Annotated in this window: 14 protein-coding genes; 12 read left to right on the forward strand and 2 right to left on the reverse strand. The window is 67.3% G+C overall.

The window, feature by feature from the left end:
• Window positions 1-7: 7 nt before the first annotated feature.
• Entirely contained in the window at window positions 8-5,449 is a 5,442-nt protein-coding gene (locus P0M04_RS12925) for a hybrid sensor histidine kinase/response regulator (protein WP_259449671.1), read from the forward strand.
• Between the two features lie 58 nt (window positions 5,450-5,507).
• Here P0M04_RS12925 and P0M04_RS12930 read toward each other — a convergent pair whose 3' ends face one another.
• On the reverse strand, window positions 5,508-6,956 hold the full coding sequence (locus P0M04_RS12930) for a cryptochrome/photolyase family protein (RefSeq protein ID WP_259449672.1): 1,449 nt from the start codon (window positions 6,954-6,956) through the stop codon (window positions 5,508-5,510).
• Between the two features lie 178 nt (window positions 6,957-7,134).
• Here P0M04_RS12930 and P0M04_RS12935 point away from each other — a divergent pair, with 178 nt between their 5' ends.
• The 6 genes from P0M04_RS12935 to P0M04_RS12960 are packed head-to-tail and all read left to right on the forward strand — an operon-like array spanning window position 7,135 to window position 11,743.
• Window positions 7,135-7,794 carry a YqgE/AlgH family protein gene (locus P0M04_RS12935; RefSeq protein ID WP_371877318.1) on the forward strand — a complete coding sequence of 220 codons (660 nt, stop codon included), beginning with the start codon at window positions 7,135-7,137 and terminating at the stop codon, window positions 7,792-7,794.
• Window positions 7,795-7,827: 33 nt separating this feature from the next.
• On the forward strand, window positions 7,828-8,223 hold the full coding sequence (gene ruvX, locus P0M04_RS12940; protein ID WP_025511860.1) for a Holliday junction resolvase RuvX: 396 nt from the start codon (window positions 7,828-7,830) through the stop codon (window positions 8,221-8,223).
• Window positions 8,207-8,734 (forward strand): bifunctional pyr operon transcriptional regulator/uracil phosphoribosyltransferase PyrR, encoded by a 528-nt coding sequence (gene pyrR / locus P0M04_RS12945; RefSeq protein ID WP_259449674.1) that lies wholly within the window; start codon window positions 8,207-8,209, stop codon window positions 8,732-8,734. Before ruvX ends, pyrR begins: the two co-directional genes overlap by 17 nt.
• Window positions 8,727-9,692 carry an aspartate carbamoyltransferase catalytic subunit gene (locus P0M04_RS12950; RefSeq protein WP_025511864.1) on the forward strand — a complete coding sequence of 322 codons (966 nt, stop codon included), beginning with the start codon at window positions 8,727-8,729 and terminating at the stop codon, window positions 9,690-9,692. Before pyrR ends, P0M04_RS12950 begins: the two co-directional genes overlap by 8 nt.
• A complete protein-coding gene (locus P0M04_RS12955) occupies window positions 9,689-10,972 on the forward strand; it encodes a dihydroorotase (RefSeq protein WP_259449675.1) in 1,284 nt (427 codons plus the stop codon). The genes P0M04_RS12950 and P0M04_RS12955 overlap by 4 nt, the downstream gene beginning before the upstream one ends.
• The gene (locus P0M04_RS12960) at window positions 10,973-11,743 is read left to right on the forward strand and encodes a lysophospholipid acyltransferase family protein (protein ID WP_259449676.1); all 771 of its coding nucleotides are present in this window, start codon (window positions 10,973-10,975) and stop codon (window positions 11,741-11,743) included.
• Window positions 11,744-11,840: 97 nt separating this feature from the next.
• Here the strand turns inward: P0M04_RS12960 and P0M04_RS12965 are convergent, their stop codons facing one another.
• The gene (locus P0M04_RS12965) at window positions 11,841-12,686 is read right to left on the reverse strand and encodes a symmetrical bis(5'-nucleosyl)-tetraphosphatase (protein WP_259449677.1); all 846 of its coding nucleotides are present in this window, start codon (window positions 12,684-12,686) and stop codon (window positions 11,841-11,843) included.
• A gap of 231 nt (window positions 12,687-12,917) precedes the next feature.
• Between P0M04_RS12965 and P0M04_RS12970 the strand changes: the two genes are divergently transcribed.
• The 5 genes from P0M04_RS12970 to waaA all read left to right on the forward strand — a co-directional run bounded on the left by P0M04_RS12970 (window position 12,918) and on the right by waaA (window position 18,238).
• Complete coding sequence (locus P0M04_RS12970; RefSeq protein ID WP_259449678.1) at window positions 12,918-14,012, forward strand: glycosyltransferase family 4 protein; 1,095 nt, start codon at window positions 12,918-12,920, stop codon at window positions 14,010-14,012.
• Window positions 14,013-14,098: 86 nt separating this feature from the next.
• Window positions 14,099-14,425, forward strand: coding sequence for an H-NS histone family protein (locus P0M04_RS12975; protein WP_259449679.1), 327 nt, complete (start codon window positions 14,099-14,101; stop codon window positions 14,423-14,425).
• Between the two features lie 197 nt (window positions 14,426-14,622).
• Window positions 14,623-16,005 (forward strand): phosphomannomutase/phosphoglucomutase, encoded by a 1,383-nt coding sequence (locus tag P0M04_RS12980; protein WP_259449680.1) that lies wholly within the window; start codon window positions 14,623-14,625, stop codon window positions 16,003-16,005.
• Window positions 16,005-16,976 carry a lipopolysaccharide heptosyltransferase I gene (waaC, locus tag P0M04_RS12985; RefSeq protein ID WP_259449681.1) on the forward strand — a complete coding sequence of 324 codons (972 nt, stop codon included), beginning with the start codon at window positions 16,005-16,007 and terminating at the stop codon, window positions 16,974-16,976. The genes P0M04_RS12980 and waaC overlap by 1 nt, the downstream gene beginning before the upstream one ends.
• The gene (gene waaA / locus P0M04_RS12990; protein WP_259449682.1) at window positions 16,976-18,238 is read left to right on the forward strand and encodes a lipid IV(A) 3-deoxy-D-manno-octulosonic acid transferase; all 1,263 of its coding nucleotides are present in this window, start codon (window positions 16,976-16,978) and stop codon (window positions 18,236-18,238) included. Before waaC ends, waaA begins: the two co-directional genes overlap by 1 nt.
• Window positions 18,239-18,267: the final 29 nt, after the last annotated feature.

Consider the following 18,267-nt stretch of genomic DNA (forward strand, 5'->3'; position numbering starts at 1 on the left):
TATCCACATGACCCAGTTTTCGTCCGCCTCCGCCGCACCGCCTTTCGACACCGGCCCCCTGTCCTGGGTCATCGGTGAAATCCGCGACGCCCTCGGGCGTTCCGCCAAGGCGCTGCAGGATGCGGCCGGCCGCACTCAGGAAGCGCAGCCCACGCTGCTGCTGCATGCCAAGTCGCACCTGCACCAGGCCCACGGAGCCCTGCAGATGGTCGACGTGGCCGGCGTCGAACGCCTGAGCGAGGCGGCCGAACAGGTCATCGACCGCTTCAAGGACGGCACCCTTGCGCTCGAGCTTGAGCGTGCCGGGGCCGTCGGCGAGGCGTACCGGGCGCTCGTCGAATACCTGGAAGAGCTGCTCGACGGCGCGGCGCCGCAACCCGTGCGGCTGTTCCCGTACTACCGCGCGCTGCAGGAGTTATTGGGCGTGGAGCGCGTCCACCCGGGGCAGATGCTCGTACTGGACCTCGCGCCGGCCTTGTTGCCGGCAGGCGGCGCCGGCCCGATGCCGGACTACGCCGCGACCCGCGCCGCATTCGAAAAGGCGCTGCTGCCGTTCCTGCGCAGCCAGGACGTCGATGCCCAGCGCGCCCAGGCGGCCGCCATGCGCGATGCCCTGGCGGGCGTCGTGCACGGCCAACCGCAGGCGGAGCCGCACGCGTTCTGGCTGGCGCTGCAGGCCGTCGCCGACCTCGTCGCGGCCGGCCAGGTGGCGCCCGACCTGTACGTGAAACAGCTGTTCGGCCAGATCAACCTGGCGTTGCGCCGTGCCGCACAAGGGCATACCGAGCTGCCGGAAGCGCTGCTGCGCGACGCGCTGTTCTTCATCTCGGCCGCGCCCGAACCGACGCTTGAAGCGCGCCAGCTGCGCGACGCCTACCACGTCGGCGGCCAGGTGCCGGCGGACTACCTGGAACGCCGCTACGGCAAGGTCGACCCGGAGGTGCTGAAGGATGCCAAGGAAGCGCTGATCGAGACCAAGCAGGGCTGGGACCGCGTTGCCACGGAAGGCGGCGACGTGCTCGATGGCGGCTTCAACGACGCGTTGGCGAAGCTGGCCGGCGCCAGCGAGAAGCTGGGCGCGCCGCAGCTCGCGCACCTGCTGCGCGAACTGGGACAGGCCGCCAGCGAATCGATGGCGGGCGGCCGCAGCGACCAGTTCAGTCTCGAGATGGCCGAGGCCATGCTGTTCGTCGAGCACGGGCTGGACCAGGTGCGCCAGCTCCCCGAGGACTTTAGCCAGCATGCGGAAGCCGTCGGCCAGCGCCTGCTCGCGCTGGCGCACGGCGAGACCCCGCCGGATGCCCCGGTGTGGCACGGCGAGATGGCGCGCGAGCTGCAGCAGGGCCAGACCGTGGCCGTGCTGGCGGGCGAGATCCGCACCGGCCTGCGCCAGGTCGAAAAGCTCATCGACGACTACTACGAAGACCCGGCCCGCATCGCGTCGCTCGCACAGGTCGACCCGCTGCTGCACCAGTTGCAGGGCGCGCTGGCCATCCTCGACCAGGAGCAGGCCATGCAGGCGGTCGATCATGTGCGTGCCCAGGTGCGCACGCTCATCGAGACGCAGCCGGATGCCGCGGCGCGCGGCGCCGTGCTGGACAACCTGGCCCGCAACATCGGCGCGCTCGGCTTCTTCACGGACGCGCTGGCGCAGAACGTGGACGGGGCGCGCCAGCGCTACCGCTTCGATGCCGCGGCGGGCCTGTTCCATGAGCTGCCGCTCGAAGCACCGGCGCCTTCGGAGCCGCAAGCCGCGCCGGTGGAGGCACCGGACGCCGTCGACGCCGAACTGCTGGAGATCTTCATCGGCGAGGCGCGCGAGGTGCTGGACGTCGTCGGCAACGCGCTGCCGGCCGCCGAGGCCAACCCGGCCGACCAGGACACGCTCACGCGCCTGCGCCGCGGCTTCCATACGCTCAAGGGCAGCAGCCGCATGGTGAACCTCGAGCAGTTCGCGGCGGCGGCGGCGGCCATCGAAAAAGTCATGAACCTGTGGCTGGCCGAGGCGCGCGCCGCCACGCCGGACCTGCTGGCGCTGCTCGCGCAGGCGCATGCGGAGCTGGGGGCGTGGGTCGATGAACTGGCGGCCGGCGGATCGCAGCGCGATGGCGCGGCGCTCGTCGGGGCTGCCCTGCGCGTGCAGGAGGGCGGAACGTTCGCGTTGTCGGAAGAAGCCCCCGAGCCGCTGGTGTCGACGCCGGAGGTGCCAGTCCTCGATGCGCCGGCGGAGCTGGCACCGGAGACGGTCGGCGCGCTCGATGCCGTGCCTGCCGCATCCGCGCCGCCACCGGAACCGGTCGAACCTGCCGCCGGCTTCGACGTCGCGCCGGACGAGGCGCCCGCGCCGCTGCCGGCCCTGTCCACGGAAGAGCTGCCGGACAACGTGCTCGCGTTCCCCGTGTCGGAAGCGAACGTGCGGCACGTGGGCGACCTGGAGATTCCGCTCCCGCTGTACAACATCTACCTCGGCGAGACCGAGGAACTGGTGCGCACCTTGGCCGAGGACTTCGCCGCCTGGCGCGCGGAACCGCTGCGCGCCGTGTCGGCGCAGGCGTTGAAGGCGGCGCACACGCTGGGCGGCACGTCGGCCACCGTCGGCTTCAACGCGCTGCGCGAACTGGCCGTGGCGCTGGAAGAAGCGCTGCAGGTGGCCGTCCCGCCGCTGGAAGGTAGCCAGTTCGACCTGCTGGACGAAACGGTCGAGCGCGTGCGCATCATGCTGCAGGTGTTCGCCTTGGGCGAACTGGCGCCCGCGCAGCCGGAACTGCTGGCGCGCCTGGAAGCGCTGCGCGACGAGCTGGGGCGCCAGCGCGCCGATGCCGTCATCGCCGACGCCGAACCGGAACTGGCGCAGCGCCTGGACGCGCTGTTTGCCGCCACCTATGCGAGCATCCTGGCCGATCCGCCGCTTGCCACCGGCACGCCGTCCCTGCCCGCCAGCACGGAACTGGCGCCGCGCGCGCCGGCACCGCGCCAGGAAGATCCTGCCGTGAGCGCCGTCGACGATCTGTTCGACGCGTACTTCGACGATCCGTTCGCCGCGCCCACGCTGGAGCAGGCCGAGCCCACGCCGGAGCCGGCGCCGGCGGAGGCGGAAGAAGTCATCGACATCGATGCGCTGTTCGACATCCCGGCGCCCATACCCGAGCCAGGGCGCGAGCCGGAACCCGTGCCGCAGCCGGAACCCGTCGCGGAACCGGAAGCGGACGCGGTCCTGGCCGCCGAGCCGGTCTTCGTCGACGACCTCGATCCGGACCTGCTGCCCGTCTTCATGGAAGAGGCGTCGGACCTGCTGCCGCAGATCGGCAACGGCCTGCGCCAGTGGCAGCTGAACCCGGCCGACGTGGCCGTCGCGCAAGGCCTGCTGCGTGCCCTGCACACGGTGAAGGGCAGCGCGCGCATGGCCGGCGCGATGCGCCTCGGCCAGCACACGCACGCGCTGGAAACGCAGATCGAGAACATGCTGCACGCGGGGACGACGAACCCGGCCGCCTTCGACGAACTGCTCGCCAACTACGACCAGGCGCAGCTGCTGTTCGAACAGCTGCAGCAGCCGGGCGCGCCGGTGTTCCAACCTGCTCCGGCACCGGAACCCGCGCTGCCGGCACCGCCCGCGGACGAGCAGGCCGCGCGCGCGCCGCTCGTGCGCGTGCGCGCCGACATCCTCGACCGGCTCGTCAACCAGGCCGGCGAGGTGTCGATCACGCGCTCGAAGCTGGAGACGCAGGTCGGCGCGCTGAAGGGCATGCTGGCCGAATTCTCCGACAACCTTGCCAACCTGCGGCGCCAGTTGCGCGAAGTGGAGGTGCAGGCGGAATCGCAGATCGCGTCGCGCCTGTCGATCGCGGGCGAGCGCGAATTCGACCCGCTCGAATTCGACCGCTTCACGCGCCTGCAGGAACTCACGCGCATGATGGCCGAGAGTGTGAACGACGTCGGTTCGTTCCACGACGGCCTCGCGCGCACGGTGGAGGCGGCGGCCGACGACCTGGCCGCGCAGTCGCGCCTCACGCGCGAGCTGCAGCGCGACCTGATGCGGGTGCGGATGGTGCCGTTCGCGAGCCTGTCCGAGCGCCTGTTCCGCGTGGCGCGCCAGACTGCCAAGGAAATGGACAAGCGCGTCAACCTGGACATCCGCGGCGGCGGCGTCGAGATCGACCGCAGCGTGTTGGAACGCATGGCCGCGCCGTTCGAACACCTGCTGCGCAACGCCATCGTGCACGGCATCGAGCCGCGCGACCAGCGCCTGGCGGCCGGCAAGCCGGAGACGGGCGAGCTGCTCGTGCAGGTGAGCCAGCAGGGCAACGAAGTCGAGATCCGCTTTGCCGACGACGGCGCGGGCCTCGACCTGGGCCGCATCCGCGCCAAGGCGGCATCCCTCGGGCTGCTGGCCGACGGCGAGGACGTGTCCGACCAGGATGCGGCGGAGCTCGTGTTCGAACCCGGCTTCTCGACGGCGGACGCGCTGACGGAGCTGGCCGGCCGCGGCGTGGGCATGGACGTCGTGCGCTCGGAAGCGCGCGCGCTGGGCGGCCGCGTCGACGTCGAGACGACGCCGGGCCGCGGCGCCGCCTTCGCCATTCACCTGCCGCTCACCCTGGCGGTCACCCAGGTCGTGCTCGTCGCCAGCGGCACGCGCACGCATGCGCTGCCGGCCGTGCTGGTCGAACAGGTGCTGCAGGTGCGCGAGGCGGACCTGGATGCGGCCTTCGCGGCAGGGGCGATCAACGTCCACGGCGAGAACGTCCCGCTGCACTACCTGCCTGCGCTGCTGCACGAACCCGGCGGTGCCGGCGGCCAGCGCTCGTCGCCGGTGCTGGTCCTCAGGAGCGGCAACACGCGCGTCGCCGTGCGGGTGGACGAGGTGCTGGGCAACCGCGAGGTGGTCATCAAGAACATCGGGCCGCAGCTGGCCCGCATGCCGGGCATCGCCGGCGCCACGGTGCTCGGTTCGGGCGAGATCGTGCTGATCCTCGACCCGGTGCAGCTGGCCGGGCAGGGCGCGCGTCCGGGTCGTGCCGTGGAGATGCCTGCACCGGCGCCGGCCGCGCGCATCGCGACCATCATGGTCGTCGACGATTCGCTCACCGTGCGCAAGGTCACGCAGCGCCTGCTGGAGCGCGAAGGCTATCGCGTGCTGCTGGCCAAGGACGGCGTCGACGCGCTCGAGCAGATGCAGGAGATGCGGCCCGACCTGATGCTGGTTGATATCGAGATGCCGCGCATGGACGGCTTCGACCTCACGCGCCACGTGCGCGGGGACGCCGCCACGGCCGCGCTGCCGATCATCATGATCACGTCGCGCACGGCGGACAAGCACCGCAACGTGGCGCTGGGGCTCGGTGTCGATGCCTATTTCGGCAAGCCGTACCAGGAAGATGCGTTGCTGGCGGCGATTACCGGGTTGCTCGACAGCCGTCATCCCCGCGAAAGCGGGGATCCATACTGAGCATCCGATGTAGGTAGCGTCAGCTCAGTATGGGTTCCCGCTCTCGCGGGAACGACGTTCAGGTGTCGCGGATCGCCTTGAAGCGCGCCAGTGTTTTTTCTCTCGCTTCTTCGTGATCCACCACCGGCACCGGATAATCCTTGCCGAGCACGACCCCGGCCTTCTGTAAGACCTCCGGCTTCGCCAGCCACGGCGCATGAATGGCCGCCCCGCTCAAGCCGGCCAGCTGCGGCAGGTACTGCCGGATGAACGCCCCGTCCGGATCGAACCGCTTCGACTGCGTCACCGGGTTGAAGATGCGGAACCACGGCTGCGCGTCGCACCCCGTCGACGCTGCCCACTGCCAGCCGCCGTTGTTCGACGCCAGTTCGTAATCGTTCAGTTTCAGCGCGAACCAGCGCTCCCCACGCCGCCAGTCGATCCCAAGGTCCTTCGTCAAAAAGCTGGCCGTCACCATGCGCAGGCGGTTGTGCATGAAACCCGTGCGTTCCAGCTGCAGCATGGCCGCGTCGACGAGCGGATAGCCCGTGCGGCCCGCGCACCACGCGTCGAACAGCGCGTCCGCATCCGGCCCCTCGTCCCACGCGACGGCATCGAAGGCGGCCTTGAACGATTGCGTGACCACGCGCGGATGGCGCGCCAGGATCATCATGTAGAACTCGCGCCAGACCAGTTCCGACAGCCACACGGGCGCACCCGGGCCGCCGCTGCCGTCGGCAATGCGTTCCTGCAGCATGGCGACGAGGCGGCGCACGGAGAGCGTGCCGAAGCGCAGGTGGATCGACAGGCGCGACGTGGCGTCCAGCGCCGGGTAATCGCGGTCGTGGTCGTAGCGCGCGAGGCGCTGCCCGAACTGCGCCAGCAGTGCCTCCGCGCCCGTCATGCCGGGATGCGCGATGGGGGCCGCGTTCGGGACGAAACCGAGATCCGCGAGCGAAGGCAGGACGTGATCCGCAGGCGGCGGCGCGAGCGCGCCCGCGTGAGGCGCCGTCTCGTACGGCCGCAGCGCCTCCGGCTCGCGCGCGAGGCGTTTCAGCCACGCGTTCCTGTACGGTGTAAAGACGGAATAGGGGCCGCCGGCCAGCGTCAATACCTCATCCTGTTCGAAGATGACCTGATCCTTGAACGTCTGCAGGCTGCGGCCGGCCGCGCGCAAGGCGTCCTGCACGGCCCGGTCGCGCGCGATGGCCTGCGGCTCGTAGTCGCGGTTGGCGAACACGGATTCAGCATCCAGTTCGGCCGCCAGCGCCGGGATCACCTGCGTGGCGCGCCCGTGCCGCACGATGAGATAACCTCCCATAGCATGCAGGCGCGCATCCAGTTCGCGCACGCTGTCGAGCAGAAATTGAACGCGCCGGTCGTCGGACGGCAGACCGGCCAGGATGTCCGTATCGAACACGAACACGCCAATCACCCGGCGTGAGGAGAGCAGGGCGTGATGCAGCGCGGCATGGTCGTCCACGCGCAGATCGCGCCGGAACCAGACCAAAGAGTTTCTCAGAGTCATCTTCTGTGTGTTGAGTCAATGCAGTCCAGAATTTTACTGTCTACCATCTCTCAGGTTTGCCCCGCCGAGCGGCTTCCGTGGCCGGTCGGGCAATTCGGTGTAAACTAGCGAAAAGTCCAGCTTTTCAGCGTAGCAATGCCGCGGTAACCCAGAGAGTGAGCCAACAGAGAGTATGAGCATGAAAAAAAGTAAGGTCGGCAAGCCTCTAACCATGCCCGGGATGCCCCAGGAAGATACGCCCGCCCTCGGCATGATGAGCGCATCCCCGTCGTCACAGCTGAACTTGGCTAATCATTTCTTGATCGCCATGCCGTCCATGAATGACCCGATCTTCGGCGGCACTGTCGTGTATATCTGCGAGCACAACGAGAAGGGCGTGCTCGGCGTCGTCATCAACAAGCCCACCGACATGACCATGGACGTGCTGTTCGACCGCATCGACCTGAAGGTGGCGGAAGGCCTGCGCGCCAGCGTCGAGGACGAGCCGATCATGTTCGGCGGCCCGGTCCAGGACGACCGCGGCTTCGTGCTGCATTCGCCCGGCGGCCGTTATTCCTCGTCGCTGAGCGTCACCGACGACGTCGCGTTTACGACGTCGATCGACGTGCTGGAAGCCGTGGCCAACGGCACCGGCCCGCGCCGCATGCTCGTCTCGATCGGCTATGCCGGGTGGAGCCCGGGCCAGCTGGAAGAGGAAATCGCCCGCAACGGCTGGCTCACGGTGAGCGCCGACGCGCGCGTGCTGTTCGACCTGCCGATCGAAGAACGCTACAACGCGGCCATCAAGCTGCTGGGCATCGACCCGCTGATGCTCGCCTCGGAGGCCGGTCATGCCTGACGGTTGCACACTTAGCCGGAGTCGACGCAGGTAATGGTCGACATCGTTCTAGGCTTCGACTTCGGCATCAAGCGCATCGGCATCGCCATGGGTAACACTTTGACGGGACAGGCGCAACCGCTGTCCGTCATCAAGGCGGTCGACAATGCGACCCGCTTCAAGGTCATCGGCGACCTGATCGAACAATGGCGCCCCGCGCGCCTCGTCGTGGGCGAGCCGCGCCATCCGGACGGCGCGGAGCACGACATGACCCTGCGTGCGCGCCGCTTCGCGAATCAACTGAACGGCCGCTTCAACCTGCCCGTCGAACTCGTCGACGAGCGCTATTCGTCGGCCGTCATTCCCGCCAAACGCGGCGAGATCATCGACGCCAAGGCCGCCGCCATCATTTTGCAACAATACTTTGACGATCATGCCAACTCATATTAACGACGCGGACAGCCTGGACGCCGAGGCCCTGTACCGCGATCTGCTCGCGCAGGTGCGCGCGGGTCTCACGGGCGTGGCGGATGCCGCCATCGTCGGCATCCACTCGGGCGGCGCCTGGCTGGCCGAGCGTCTCGCGGCCGACCTCGGCCTGCAATCTCGCCTGGGCTTCATCGACGTCTCGTTCTACCGCGACGACTATGCCCGCAAGGGCCTGCATCCGGACGTGAAGCCGACCCGGATCGAATTCAACGTCGACGGCGCGACCATCGTGCTCGTCGACGACGTGCTGTACACCGGCCGCACGGTGCGCGCGGCGATCAACGTGCTGTTCGATTATGGCCGTCCGCAGCGTATCATGCTGGCCGCGCTGGCGGACCGCGGCGGCCGCGAACTCCCGGTCGCCGCCGATTTCGTCGGCGCGCACGCACAGCTTGCCCCCGGCCGTTCGCTCGCGCTGGCGCGCGCGGCAGACGGCCAACTCTCGCTCACGATCGAAGACGACAATGCATAACCCGCAACTGAACAAGAACGGCGAACTGCAGCACCTCCTTACCATCGAGGGACTGCCCAAGGCCATCATCAACCACATCCTCGACACCGCCTCGAGCTTCGTGAGCATCTCCGACCGCGAGGTCAAGAAGGTGCCGCTGATGCGCGGGAAAAGCGTCTTCAACCTGTTCTTCGAAAACTCGACGCGCACGCGCACGACGTTCGAGATCGCGTCGAAGCGCCTGTCGGCCGACGTCATCAACCTGAACATCGCCGCGTCGTCGACGAGCAAGGGCGAATCGCTGCTGGACACGATCGACAACCTCTCGGCCATGCACGCCGACATGTTCGTCGTGCGCCACGCGCAGTCGGGCGCGCCGTACCTGATCGCCAAGCACCTGAACGACACCAAGCAGAACCACGTGCACGTGGTGAACGCGGGCGATGGCCGCCACGCGCACCCGACGCAGGGCCTGCTCGACATGTACACGATCCGCCACTACAAGAAGGACTTCACGAACCTGCGCGTGGCCATCGTCGGCGACATCCTGCACAGCCGCGTGGCCCGTTCGGACATCCACGCGCTGACGACGCTGGGCGTGCCGGAAGTGCGTGCCATCGGCCCGCACACGCTGCTGCCGGGCGGCCTGGAACAGATGGGCGTGCGCGTCTTCACGAACATGGACGAGGGCCTGAAGGACGTCGACGTGATCATCATGCTGCGCCTGCAAAACGAACGCATGTCGGGCGCGCTGCTGCCGTCGGCCGGCGAGTATTTCAAGAGCTACGGCCTGACGCCGGAGCGCCTGGCGCTCGCCAAGCCGGACGCCATCGTGATGCACCCGGGCCCGATGAACCGCGGCGTGGAGATCGATTCGGCCGTGGCGGACGGCGCCCAGGCCGTGATCCTGCCGCAGGTCACCTTCGGTATCGCCGTACGCATGGCGGTTATGAGTATTTTGGCTGGAAGTCACGCATGACGAATTTGCACATTAAAAACGGGCGCCTGATCGACCCGGCGGCCGGCCTCGACGCCGTCCAGGACCTTTATATCGCCGACGGCAAGATCGCCAGCATCGGCAGCGCACCGCAAGGCTTCACGGCCGCGTGCACCATCGACGCCACCGGCCTCGTCGTCGCGCCGGGCCTCGTCGACCTCTCCGCCCGCCTGCGCGAGCCGGGCTACGAATACAAGGCCACGCTGGAATCGGAAATGCAGGCCGCGGTGCAGGGTGGCGTGACGACGCTCGTGTGCCCGCCCGACACCGACCCCGTGCTGGACGAGCCGGGCCTCGTCGAAATGCTCAAGCATCGTGCGCGCCTGCTGAACCAGGCCAACGTCCATCCGCTGGGCGCCCTGACCGTCGGCCTCAAAGGCAAGGCGCTGACCGAGATGGCCGAGCTCACGGAAGCCGGCTGCATCGGCTTCGCTCAGGCCGAGGAACCGATCACGGACACCACTGTGCTGCTGCGCGCCATGCAGTACGCGAAGACCTTCGACTACACCGTCTGGTTGCGCCCGCAGGATCCGCACATCGGCCGCGGCGGCATCGCCCACAGCGGCCCGCTGGCGTCGCGCCTGGGCCTGTCCGGCGTGCCGGTGATGTCGGAGACGATCGCGCTGCACACGATCTTCGAACTCATGCGCGCCTCCGGTGCGCGCGTGCACCTGTGCCGCATCTCGTCGGCCGCCGCGCTGGACCTGATCCGCGCCGCCAAGAAGGAAGGCTTGCCGGTCACGTGCGACGTCGGCGTGCACCACCTCCACATGACGGATGCCGACATCGGCTTCTTCGATTCGAACGCGCGCCTGACGCCGCCGCTGCGCAGCCAGCGCGACCGCGACGCGATCCGCGCGGCCGTGCTGGACGGTACCGTGGACGCCGTCTGTTCCGACCACACCCCGGTCGACGACGACGAGAAACTGCTGCCGTTCGCCGAGGCGTCGCCCGGCGCCACCGGCCTGGAACTGCTGCTGTCGCTGATGCTGAAATGGGCGGCGGAGCAGGGTAGCCCAGGCGCGCTGTCGACCGCGCTGGCGAAGATCACGAGCGATCCGGCACGCACGGCAGGCCTGTCCGCCGGCACGCTGGCACAGGGCGCGAGCGCGGACGTCGTGCTGTTCGATCCGGACACGCGCTGGACCGTCAACGCGGCCGCCCTCGCGAGCCAGGGCAAGCACACGCCGTTCCTCGGCTACGAACTGGCGGGCCAGGTGAAGGCGACGATCGTCGCCGGTCACGTCGCGTTCGAACGCTGATTGAAGGTCAAGCTTGCGTGGCGCCTCGCGCGCCTCGTCCTCCACCTCATCCAGGGCCTGGCCACCTGCGCCCTCGTGTTCCCGTGGGCGGGTGATTCCCGGCGCGAGCGACTCATTCAACGCTGGTCGGCACGCCTGCTGGGCATCTGCCGCGTGCGCCTCGAGCGCGTGCCGGGCGAGGACTCGCTCGCGCACGCCCTCATCGTCGCGAACCACATCTCGTGGCTCGACATCTTCGTCATCAATGCCGTGCACCCGTGCCGCTTCGTGGCCAAGGCCGAGATCCGGGCCTGGCCCGTCGTCGGCTGGCTCGTCGCGCAGGCGGGCACGGTGTTCATCGCGCGCGGCAACCGGCGCGACCTGCGCCACATTTTCAAGGGCCTCGTGGAAGCCCTCGGCCAGCGCCGCCGCGTGGCGTTCTTCCCGGAAGGGACGACGGCCAGCCAGGGCACAGTGCTGCCGTTCCACGCCAACCTGTTCGAAGCCGCCATCGACGCCGCCGTCCCCGTGCAGCCGGTCGCGCTGGCCTACGTCGACGCGGGCGGTGCGTGGCATCCATCCGTCGACTACACGGGCGAGACGACGTTCGTCGACAGCATCGTGCGCATCCTCGGCGGGGAACCGGTCGTCGCGCGCCTGGCCTGCCTGACGCCGATCCCGGCGGCGGGCGCGCACCGGCGCGAGCTGGCGCAGGCGGCGCACGATGCGATCGCGGGGGCGTTGGGGCAGACCCAACCCCGTCATTCCCGCGAAAGCGGGAATCCATACTGAACTAAAGAATTCGGTACGCTGGATACGCTACAGCATTTCTGAATGCCGGATTTCGGAACCTCAGCATGGGTCCCCGCGTGCGCGGGGACGACGGTCTCTATTTCTTCCCGCTGTGCTCCCGGTACTCGGGACAATCCACCTGCAACAGCGACCGGTCATCCAGACACACCGCCGTCAGCTTGCCGCCCCACACGCAGCCACTGTCCAACCCCACGAGATTCGGCCGCAGCACGAGTCCCAGCGCGGACCAGTGTCCGAACACGACGGTGACATCGAGCGTGCGGCGGTTGGGCAGGTCGAACCACGGCTGCAGGTCGGTGCCTTCCGGGCCCTTGTCGCTTTCCTTGTGATGGAAATCCATGCGGCCGTCCGGCCAGCACAAACGCATGCGCGTGAGCGCGTTGACGATGCAGCGCAGCCGGGCGATGCCCGTCAGGCCGTCGTCCCAGCGGTCCGGCTCGTTGCCGTACATCCGACCGAGGAATTCGATCCAGTGTTCTCCGCGCAGCACAGTCTCGACTTCGGCCGCCAGCGCCATCGTCTGCGCGGCCGTCCACTGCGGCGCCACGCCCGCATGAACGAGCAGGTGCGCATCGACGAACATTGCGAGCGGGCGCCGGCGCAGCCAGTCGATCAACTCGTCGCGGTCGGGCGCGGCCAGGATCTCGTCCAGCGTATCGGACCGGCTCATCTTCTGGGCGCCGACGGCCACCGCCAGCAGGTGCAGGTCGTGGTTGCCGAGCAGGGCGTCGACGCGACCATCGCTCGTTTCCGCCAGCGCCTTCATGCGGCGCAGCGCGCCAAGTGAATCGGGGCCACGGTTGATCAGGTCGCCGACAAACAGGATGCGCACATCCGGCCCGGCGGTCGCGGCGATCCGTTCCAGCAGCAGGCCCGCTTCATGGGCGCACCCTTGCAGGTCGCCGATTACATAGGTTTTCATCGCGCTCATATTCGTTTTTGCAGGATCGATACTAATGGATTCTCGCGGGTTTTGTGCGGCCGGCCCGGCTGTACGGATTACCGATTGTAAATTGTCTTGTCCCTCAGTCAAAGTTTCGGTATTTCGTAATTCCTCAATCGGGTCGAGGCGCACGCGCGTACACTGCCAGGTCCGGTTTCCCGGGACTAATCCGGTTACAATGCCGCACGCTTGCATTTAAAAAATAATAAAATGTTTTCCTTCATCGTAAGTTTTGTCGTGTCCGCGCTGCTGACGCTCCTCGTCGTCAAGCATTCGAAATTGCACGGCCCGGCACTCGACAATAATTTCGACGGCGTGCAGAAGGTGCATGTGCATGCGGTGGCGCGGATTGGCGGTTTGCCGATCTTCCTCGCGGTGGCCCTGAGCGCCGGCATTTCCGTATGGCGGGTGCCCGGCCTCGGTTATTGGCTGGTCTGGCTGCTGGGATGTTCGGCGATCGCATTCGCCGGCGGTATCGTCGAAGACTATACGGGGAAGGTGCGTCCCTCGCGTCGCCTGATATTGACCATGGTCGCCGCGTTCCTCGGCTATCTCGTGCTGGATGCGAAAATCGCGCGCCTCGATATGCCGTTCATCAGCTGGAACCTCGATTCGTTGTGGCTGATATTGCCGCTGACCGTACTGGCCGTTGCCGGCATTGCGAATGCGGTGAATATCATCGATGGGTTCAATGGCCTGGCGAGCGTCGTTACGATCTTCATGCTGCTGTCGCTGGCTTACGTGGGCTGGCAGGTGGGCGACATGTTCGTGCTGGTGTCCGCGCTGACGGTCGCGGGCGCGACGGCCGGTTTCCTCGTGTGGAATTATCCCGTCGGTCTCATCTTCCTCGGCGACGGGGGCGCCTATTTCATCGGATTCATGCTGGGCGAACTGGCCCTGCTGCTCGTGATGCGCAATCCCCAAGTATCGACGTGGTATGCCGCTTTGCTGCTGATTTATCCGGCATTCGAAACCATATTTTCCGTTTATCGCCGAATGTTTGTGCGTGGGAAATCTCCTACAATGCCAGATGGAATCCACCTGCACAGCCTGATTTTCCGGCGCATCGTGCAATGGACCGTCGGTCGCAAAGAGGCCCGTGCGCTGATGAAAAGGAATGCGCGCACGTCGCCATACCTGTGGCTGTTTTCCCTCACTGCCGTTATCCCCGCAACCGTGTTCTGGCGGAATACGGGAATTTTGATATTCTTCTGTCTGTTGTTCATTATCAGCTACGTATGGTTGTACGCGCGTATCGTGAGATTCAAGTCGCCGCGCTGGCTGATTTGGCACAAAAAACACTGAAGAAATTTAAGTTGTAGTATATTGCGAGCATTGGTGAATATTCGATAAAATCCCTTACACCTAGACTCTACATATAAGGAATCAAGATGGATCTGTCTAATTTGTCCTTGGGCGATTTGCGCAACCTGCAGGAGCAGATCAAGCAGGAAATGAAGAAACGCGAGGTGCAGGAAGTGCAAAAGGCGCGTGAACAGATCATGGCCATCGCACAGAGCGTCGGCGTGCCTTTGAAAGACCTGATCAGCACCAGCGGCCGTGGCGGCAAATCGGCGGGTGGGAATGCCGGCTCCGTCGCAGTTCGTTATCGCAATCCGGACAATGCGTCGCAACAGTGGACCGGTCGCGGCCGCCAGCCGAAATGGGTCAAGGAATGGGTCGAAGGCGGTAAATCGCTGGACAAACTGCGCGTCTGATTCCGTTTCATATCGTTCCGAGTGCGCACGTTCTGTGCGCCTCACTGCGCTTGTTTGCGCATTCAATATAGCGGCACGCCGACCCCGTCGGTCCTCCTTGCCGTTACAATATCGCTTTTTCGACATCCGACCCAACCGGCGTTCGTAATGCCCGTGCGCGCGCATTCCGGTGCCCTGTCCAGCAAGGTAGATAATCCATGGTTTCTCTCTCGAAAACGATCTTCAAGGCTTATGACATCCGCGGCGTCATCGGCAGCACGCTCGACGCCGGGATCGCACGCCGCATCGGCCAGGCGTTCGGCGCCGCCGCGCTGGCCAAGGGAGAACGCACCGTGATCATCGGCCGCGACGGCCGCCTGTCCGGCCCGGAGCTGGCCAGGGCGCTGGCCGAAGGCCTGCAGGCTGCGGGCGTGGACGTCGTCGACCTGGGCATGGTCGCCACGCCGATGGTTTATTTCGCCACCAACGTGCTGGGTGCGCGTTCCGGCATCATGGTCACCGGCAGCCACAACCCGCCGGACTACAACGGCTTCAAGATGGTGCTGGCCGGCGAAGCGATCTATGGCGATGCCATCCAGGCTCTGTACCAGGCGATCGAACGCGACGACTTCCAGCCGGCCGCCCAGCAAGGCGGCTACTCGACGCACGACATCAAGGCCGCCTACGTCGAACGCATCGTGGGCGACGTCAAGATCGCGCGTCCGATCAAGATCGCGGTCGACTGCGGCAACGGCGTGGCCGGCATGGTCGCGGGCGACCTGTTCCGCGCGATGGGTTGCGACGTGATCGAACTGTTCTGCGACGTCGACGGCCACTTCCCGAACCACCACCCGGATCCGGCGCACCCGGAAAACCTGCAGGACCTGATCGAATGCCTGAAAACGACGGACGCGGAGATCGGCCTCGCGTTCGACGGCGACGGCGACCGCCTGGGCGTCGTCACGAAGGATGGCCAGATCATCTTCCCGGACCGCCAGATGATGCTGTTCTCGCAGGACGTCCTGTCGCGCAACCCGGGCGCCGAGATCCTGTACGACGTGAAGTGCACGCGCCACCTGGGCCCGTGGATCGAGCAGCACGGCGGCCGTCCGCTGATGTGGAAGACGGGCCACTCGCTCGTCAAGGCCAAGCTGAAGGAAACGGGCGCACCGCTGGGCGGCGAGATGAGCGGCCATATCTTCTGGAAGGACCGCTGGTACGGCTTCGACGACGGCCTGTACACGGGCGCGCGCCTGCTCGAGATCCTCACCCGCGAAACCGACCCGTCGGCGCTGCTCAACGGCCTGCCGATCGCGTCCAGCACGCCCGAGCTGCACCTGCACCTGCAGGAAGGCGAGAACTTCGCACTGATCGACAAGCTGCGCGCGGAAGCGCAATTCCCGGGCTCGGACCGTATCGTCGACATCGACGGCCTGCGCGTGGAATACCCGGACGGCTTCGGCCTGGCGCGCGGCTCGAACACGACGCCCGTCGTCGTGCTGCGCTTCGAGGGCGAGAATCCGCAAGCGCTGGACCGCATCCAGAAGGAATTCGCGCGCGTGATCCTGGCCGCCAAGCCTGACGCGAAGCTGCCGTTCTGATGAAGATCCTGCTGGTGCGGGTGTCGTCGCTGGGCGACGTCCTGCACAATCTCCCGATCGTGGCCGACATCCGGCGCCACTTTCCGGATGCCCAGGTGGACTGGGTGGTGGAAGAGGGCTACGTCAGCCTGGTGAAGCTCAACTCGCACGTGCGCAAGGTGATCCCGTTCGCGCTGCGGCGCTGGCGCAAGGGGCTCGGCCAGGCGGCCGTGCGCGCGGAACTGCGCGGCTTTTTTGCCGACCTGCGCGCCGAGCGGTACGACTACGTGTTCGACACGCAGGGCCTGCTCAAGACGGGTATCGTGATGGCCTGCGCTCGCGGCGGCCAGAAAATCGGCCTGGCCAACGGCACCGAGGATTCGGGCTACGAGGGTATCTCGCGCATCTTCCACAGCCGCAGCATTCCCGTCGAACCGCGTACGCATGCGGTGGCGCGCGGCCGCCAGGTCGTGGCCGCGGCGCTCGGCTATGCGGTCGACACGCCGCCCGATTTCGGCCTGCCGGCACCCGACGGGGCGGCACGTCCCGCATGGATGCCGCCGGGCGACTACGCCGTGTTCTTCCACGGGACCGCACGCGATGCGAAAAAATGGCCGCCGGCGCACTGGATCGCGCTCGGCCAGGCGCTCGCGCCCATGACGATCCTGCTGCCGTGGGGTTCCCCGCGCGAGAAGGAAGAGGCCGAGCGCCTGGCGGCCGGGCTGCCGAACGCGCGCGTCCTGCCGAAACTGTCGATGATGGATGCGGTGGAACTGGCGCGCCACGCGACGCTGGCCGTCGGCGTCGACACGGGCCTCACGCACATCGCCGCCGCCTTCGTGCGGCCGACGGTCGAGATCTATGCCGATTCGCCGCGCTGGAAGACCGAGGGCAACTGGTCGCCGCGCATCGTCAACCTGGGCGACACGGGTGCGCCGCCATCGGTCGACGAGGTCGTGGCGGCCGCGCGGCGCCTGCTGGAGAACCGCTGATGCGTGTGCTGTATTCGCTCATGTGGTGGCTGGCACTGCCGCTCGTGCTGGGCCGCTTGTGGTGGCGCGGGCGCCGCGAGCCCGGCTACCGCACGCATCTGGGCGAGCGCCTGGGGTTCTACGTACGCCGGCTCGACAAGCGCCCGACCATCATGGTGCACGCCGTCTCCGTCGGCGAGACGCGCGCGGCGGAACCACTGATCGAAGCCCTGCTGGCCGCGCGGCCGGATTGCCGGATCCTCCTTACCCACATGACGCCCACGGGCCGCGCTACGGGCAAGGCGCTGTTCGGCAAGCATGGCGACCGCGTGATCCAGTCGTTCCTCCCGTACGACACCGGCTTCATGGTCGGCCGCTTCCTGCGCCATTTCGAGCCCGCGATCTGCATCCTGATGGAGACGGAAGTGTGGCCGAACCTGATCCACGGCTGCGCGAAGCACGGCGTGCCGGTGGCGCTCGTGAATGCGCGCCTGTCGGAAAAGTCGCTGCGCCGCGGGCGCAAGATCGGCGCGCTGATGACGGATGCCGCGCGCGCGATCACCCTGGTCGCCGCGCAGACGGATGCGGACGCCGAACGCATCGCCTCGCTGGGCGCCCCGAAGGTCGCGGTTACGGGCAGCATCAAGTTCGACGTCGTGGCGCCGCAAGCCGCGCTGGACACGGGCGCCATGCTGCGTGCGCGTTTTTCGGATCGCCCCGTGCTGCTGTGCGCCTCCACGCGCGAAGGCGAGGAAGCGCTCATCCTCGACGCCTACAAGGCCATGGACAAGCGTCCGGCGAACATGCTGCTCGTGCTGGTTCCGCGTCATCCGCAGCGCTTCGACGAGGTGGCGCGCATGGTGGAAGAACGCGGCTTGAGCGTGGCGCGCAGGTCCGCGCTGCCGGATCGCGTGGACGCCGACGTGCTGCTGGGCGATTCGATGGGTGAGATGTTCGCGTATTACGCGGCATGCGACTGCGCCTTCATCGGCGGCAGCCTGCTGCCGCTGGGCGGCCAGAACCTGATCGAGGCGTGCGCGCTGGGACGTCCGGTGCTGGTGGGCGAGCACACCTTCAACTTCCTGCAGGCGACCGAGGAAGCCGTCGCCGCCGGCGCCGCGCTGCGCGTGCCCGATGCCCCGGCGTTGCTGCGCGCGGCCGCCGACCTCCTCGCCGACGACGGCCGCCGTGCCGCCATGGGCGCCCACGCCCAGGCCTTCGCGGCCCGCCATCGTGGCGCGACAGTGCGCACTGTTGAACTCTTGCAACAAATTATCGCTTAGCTTTTGCTACCATTCTCTTTAGATTAGAA

Origin of the sequence: Telluria mixta (assembly GCF_029223865.1) — a bacterium.
Lineage (GTDB): Bacteria > Pseudomonadota > Gammaproteobacteria > Burkholderiales > Burkholderiaceae_D > Telluria > Telluria mixta.

Excerpts from the sequence above, each read along its gene's own strand:
- pyrR (WP_259449674.1), top strand. The coding sequence starts at position 8,207 with ATGCCAACTCATATTAACGACGCGGACAGCCTGGACGCCGAGGCCCTG.
- waaA (WP_259449682.1), top strand. The coding sequence starts at position 16,976 with ATGCGTGTGCTGTATTCGCTCATGTGGTGGCTGGCACTGCCGCTCGTG.
- P0M04_RS12980 (WP_259449680.1), top strand. The coding sequence starts at position 14,623 with ATGGTTTCTCTCTCGAAAACGATCTTCAAGGCTTATGACATCCGCGGC.
- P0M04_RS12965 (WP_259449677.1), bottom strand. The coding sequence starts at position 12,686 with ATGAAAACCTATGTAATCGGCGACCTGCAAGGGTGCGCCCATGAAGCG.
- ruvX (WP_025511860.1), top strand. The coding sequence starts at position 7,828 with ATGGTCGACATCGTTCTAGGCTTCGACTTCGGCATCAAGCGCATCGGC.
- waaC (WP_259449681.1), top strand. The coding sequence starts at position 16,005 with ATGAAGATCCTGCTGGTGCGGGTGTCGTCGCTGGGCGACGTCCTGCAC.
- P0M04_RS12970 (WP_259449678.1), top strand. The coding sequence starts at position 12,918 with ATGTTTTCCTTCATCGTAAGTTTTGTCGTGTCCGCGCTGCTGACGCTC.
- P0M04_RS12935 (WP_371877318.1), top strand. The coding sequence starts at position 7,135 with ATGAAAAAAAGTAAGGTCGGCAAGCCTCTAACCATGCCCGGGATGCCC.
- P0M04_RS12955 (WP_259449675.1), top strand. The coding sequence starts at position 9,689 with ATGACGAATTTGCACATTAAAAACGGGCGCCTGATCGACCCGGCGGCC.
- P0M04_RS12930 (WP_259449672.1), bottom strand. The coding sequence starts at position 6,956 with ATGACTCTGAGAAACTCTTTGGTCTGGTTCCGGCGCGATCTGCGCGTG.
- P0M04_RS12975 (WP_259449679.1), top strand. The coding sequence starts at position 14,099 with ATGGATCTGTCTAATTTGTCCTTGGGCGATTTGCGCAACCTGCAGGAG.
- P0M04_RS12950 (WP_025511864.1), top strand. The coding sequence starts at position 8,727 with ATGCATAACCCGCAACTGAACAAGAACGGCGAACTGCAGCACCTCCTT.
- P0M04_RS12925 (WP_259449671.1), top strand. The coding sequence starts at position 8 with ATGACCCAGTTTTCGTCCGCCTCCGCCGCACCGCCTTTCGACACCGGC.